This window comes from Candidatus Aminicenantes bacterium, assembly GCA_011049425.1.
Taxonomy (GTDB): domain Bacteria; phylum Acidobacteriota; class Aminicenantia; order UBA2199; family UBA2199; genus UBA876.
The window spans coordinates 1-3779 of sequence record DSBM01000095.1 but is presented as its reverse complement, the minus strand read 5'-3'; the positions used below and the strand labels follow the sequence as shown (position 1 = coordinate 3779).

The 3779-nt window shown below is 55.1% G+C and carries 3 protein-coding genes; all 3 read right to left on the bottom strand.

Annotation, left to right across the window (positions count from 1 at the left end; translation table 11 throughout):
* Nucleotides 1-335 precede the first annotated feature (335 nt).
* Nucleotides 336-2522, bottom strand: coding sequence for a hypothetical protein (locus ENN40_06175; GenBank protein HDP94930.1), 2187 nt, complete (start codon nucleotides 2520-2522; stop codon nucleotides 336-338).
* A gap of 10 nt (nucleotides 2523-2532) precedes the next feature.
* Nucleotides 2533-3249 carry a DUF2490 domain-containing protein gene (locus tag ENN40_06170; protein HDP94929.1) on the bottom strand — a complete coding sequence of 239 codons (717 nt, stop codon included), beginning with the start codon at nucleotides 3247-3249 and terminating at the stop codon, nucleotides 2533-2535.
* A gap of 17 nt (nucleotides 3250-3266) precedes the next feature.
* Nucleotides 3267-3779: Glu-tRNA(Gln) amidotransferase GatDE subunit D (locus tag ENN40_06165; GenBank protein HDP94928.1), on the bottom strand; the 513-nt coding region annotated here is incomplete at its 5' end.

Here is a 3779-nt window from a genome sequence, read left to right as displayed (position 1 = left end):
TTCATCAATTAACTACATGACGCCTGTAGAATACTATGAACAATCATGTCACACTTAACTCAGTGTCCACCATTTCGGGGGAAGTCCAAGTTGGAGGGGCAAGAAGTTAAAAAAGTGGCACGGACGACCAGCTGGTCGCCCGTACTTGAAAAGAGGAGGCAGGAGGAAAACTGGCAATGGGCGATTGGCGGTAGGAAGCCAGTCGAAAGTCGAAAGTTAAATCTCTAAAAACTCTTTTAACTTCTTCCCTTTTCAACTTTGCAACTCTTCAACTCTTCAACTTTGATTATCCAAAAATCCGTATTTACATACTTACAAGCACCGTCCCCAGTTTTTCAATTCCTTTCCGGCCTTACTTTGCGGTCCGAGAGGATGGGAGTGTAGAGGGTATCAAAGGTTCCTCCCCGGGAGATATGACCCGCGACGCGTTCGGGATTGGTTTCCAGGTCCACGGGGTTTCCCTGCACATCCACGGGACGGCCCTGGTCATCCACGGGCGTCAATCCCGTGGGCATGGTGCCCACACCGTCTTTTCCATACGGACGGCCGTCGATCACCTCGCCCGCGGGAATCGGTTCACGCCTGGGGTTGAGTACTTCGCCGTCCGAGCGGAAAGTAAACGGAATGGCCCCGGGTCGCAGGCCGAACACGTGTTTGCCCAGGTTAAAGCTCTGGTCCAGTTGAATGCGGCGATAAGCGGCGATATTTCCCAGCATGGTCTCTTTTGAGGGATAAAAAATCGAGCCCTTGATAAAGTACTCGTCGCGTTCCGTGTTGTAGTCCAGGTATGCCTTTTCAGCGGCGAAGCGGCGCATGATCGCCGCCCGTTCGCGCAGGATCGGTTCCCGCACATTGCGCGGGGTGGTTTTCAAAGCTTCGTCATCAAAGATCTCTTCCAGAGAATGCTTTAATTCCAGGAGCGTTTGCAGATCATTGGCCGCTGCATAATTTATCAATTCCGCCTTGATTTCAGCAGGCATGACGCCGTACAGGTCAGCGCCCACCACGGAAGCGTAGAAATATTCCATCTCGCCGCGGTCCACGTTGGGATTGACGTAGTCGTTGAGTTGGGTCCACTGCGGCGCTTGTTTAGAATACCTGCCGTAATCCATCTCTCCCCAACCCGTTTCCCCCGGCAATTTGCGCTGGAACGACCAAACCGCGTCCACGGTGTTGCCCACCGCGGAATGGCACCCCAGGCATTGCATCAACTCCTCGGTGGTCTGCGGGCGCAAGTAACCGTCGCGGCGTTCAATGAACGCCGCCAGAATCCAGCCCGCGCCGTTGTCGATCCATCCCTTCCATTCCTTGCCCAGAACCGCGTCCGCTTCCTCTTCCGCGGGCGCGATATCCTCCAGGGTCACGGCTTTCCACTTGTACATGTAGCGGATCTCTTTGACCCTGCGCGAACGGGTACCAGGAAACTCAAAGCTTTCACCTGGTTCTCCGATCACCCCGTCCAACTCTGCGCCGCGCTCACCGTCCGCGTTCAGATCCACGTAATGAAGGGGGTGGGCGAACTCAGTCCCGACCGGGTAGAATCCCTTGTCAACAGCGACTTCCCCGGCCCCTCCATAGTAATGGGTCTCTTCAAACGCACGGTTCTTGATCTGTTTTTCCAACAGATCCAGGTTGTGCGCATAGGTATCGATATCAAAACGGCCTTCTTTTTCCTGGAACGGCCGCGGCAAGCGGATGTATATGCCGCTCACCGATCCGGTCAACGGCGTGAAAATAGCGTAAGGGAAAAAATTCACCGCACGCCAGCCGGTGCATTCATCTTTTGCGTTCATGACAAAACCATCGGTGGCCACGTAGCCATGGCGACCGCCGTCGGTCGGGTCCGCTTCTTTCCAGGGGAAGAGGTCATCCGGGTTCAGGGCGGGCATCAACTGCATATCGCTGTCGCGGTTGGAGAGGTTGTTCCAACTGTCATCCTCTATCCCGCGCCCGCGGCTGTAAGCTTCCCGCCAGTTGTCGCGACGTACCCATTTTAGGTTGACGGGATCAGCGGCAGCCGGTACCGCGATCCCCTCCGCTTCCAATCGCTGCACGATCTGCTCCGGATGGGTGATGTTTTTCCAGTTGATAAGGTTGAGTTTGGGAGTGGGGAAGCTGAACAGCACCTGGTCTTCGCCGATGGGGAAGTTGTTGCCGTGACCGATTTGGGCCAGGTAATCGGTATGGCAGTATTTGCAGGCATTCTGCGTCCCGTAACCGGTCTCGATCCAACACTGCGCCGGAATGGCGGGGTCGGGGTTGAAACCGGGGCGGTACGCGGCGCCGGCTTTTTGCAGAAATCCCTCGGGAGCGATACCGTACTCCATGGCTCGCAAAGCGATCCACTCCGCCTCCAGGCCGGTCGATTGGGTCAAGGCGGCGACCTCCGGTGCATCATCACCGGACATAACCATCTCTTCACGGCGGACCTCCTCTTCCACTCCCGGCATGACCAGAAGCAGCAGACCCACCACAACCAGCATGATGACAAACGTCAGAATCCAACGCTGCTTTTTTTTCACGGCATCCCTCCTAGAATTTCAGTTCCACCCCGGTGTTCAGGACGTGCAACGGATCCTTGCCGCTGGTATCCTGACGCATGTAGTTCACCACCCACACCACATGAACCGATAGGGGCACGGCCGTACCCAGGTAAAACCGGTTGCGGTTGATCTTGTCTGCAATGGTATCGGCAAACGGCTCCGTGGCGATAAAAGGCTTGAGCACCAGCTTTCCCAACGTAACCTGGGTGGTGAAACGCAGGCGCAGGCGGAAACGCAGGTGGTTGTCGGCGCGGTCATTTTCAAACCCGCGGATCTCCGTGCGAAAGCGCGCGTCAAAACTCGTCTTCCGGGTCAGGGCCAATTTCCAGCCCGACTCCAGGGTAAAACGGTTTTCCTGCAGGTTGAACGTCTCCTTGTCCGTGGTTTCGCGTTTGTACAGTGCGGCAACGTAAGTGTGAGAGGAAAACTTCCACACAACACCACCCTGCCAGTTGTGCAAAAAGCCGTCGGTAAAGGTGATTTCATGGCAGCGGATTTCATTGGTGAACTTGAGCGAAACCTTTTTGTCTACCGTCAACGTAAGCGAATTGTTGATCCATCCCTGGTCTTCGGCGGGCAGGTTCGCCCACTGGATCAGAACCATGATCCCGATTGCGGCCGTTTTCAAGAGAAATGAGTTCTTCATGTGCCCTCCATTGCATGCACTCCTATTGCACTCCAATTGTAGTACAACTTGTCGTTTCATGCAATGGCCGCCCGCCACTATTTATGGTATCGTTTGAGGAATCGTTCAACTTCCGGAATCCCGCCCTGGAAAATCAGGTAGCCGTTATAGGGTTCCCTGGGGGTTGTCTCATCACTGACCGGCGTCAGCATGATACGTCTTACTTCGTCCAGATCCTCTGTTTGCCCCAGGGCCCATCCCAGCTTGATATAGGCCACCTCGGGCAACATGTTCTCAGCCGGCACCACGCCCTTGCTCATGAGATCGCGGCCCGTATCGTAGACAAACATGTGTACATATCCCCACAAGGTCTGCACGGTCATGTAAACGGCCACCCCTTTCCGGGTAGCCCTTTCAATGGCGGGATAGAGGGGTTTGTTGACATGCCCCAGGCCGGTTCCCGCGATCACGATCCCGCGGTAACCGTTTTCCACCAGGGAGTCGATGATGTCCGGTTGCATGTTGGGATAGTAGTAGACAATGGATACTTTTTCTTCAAAAAAGGGCTTGATGGTGACATCTCGGTCGCGGCGCCGGTGATTGAATGTTTT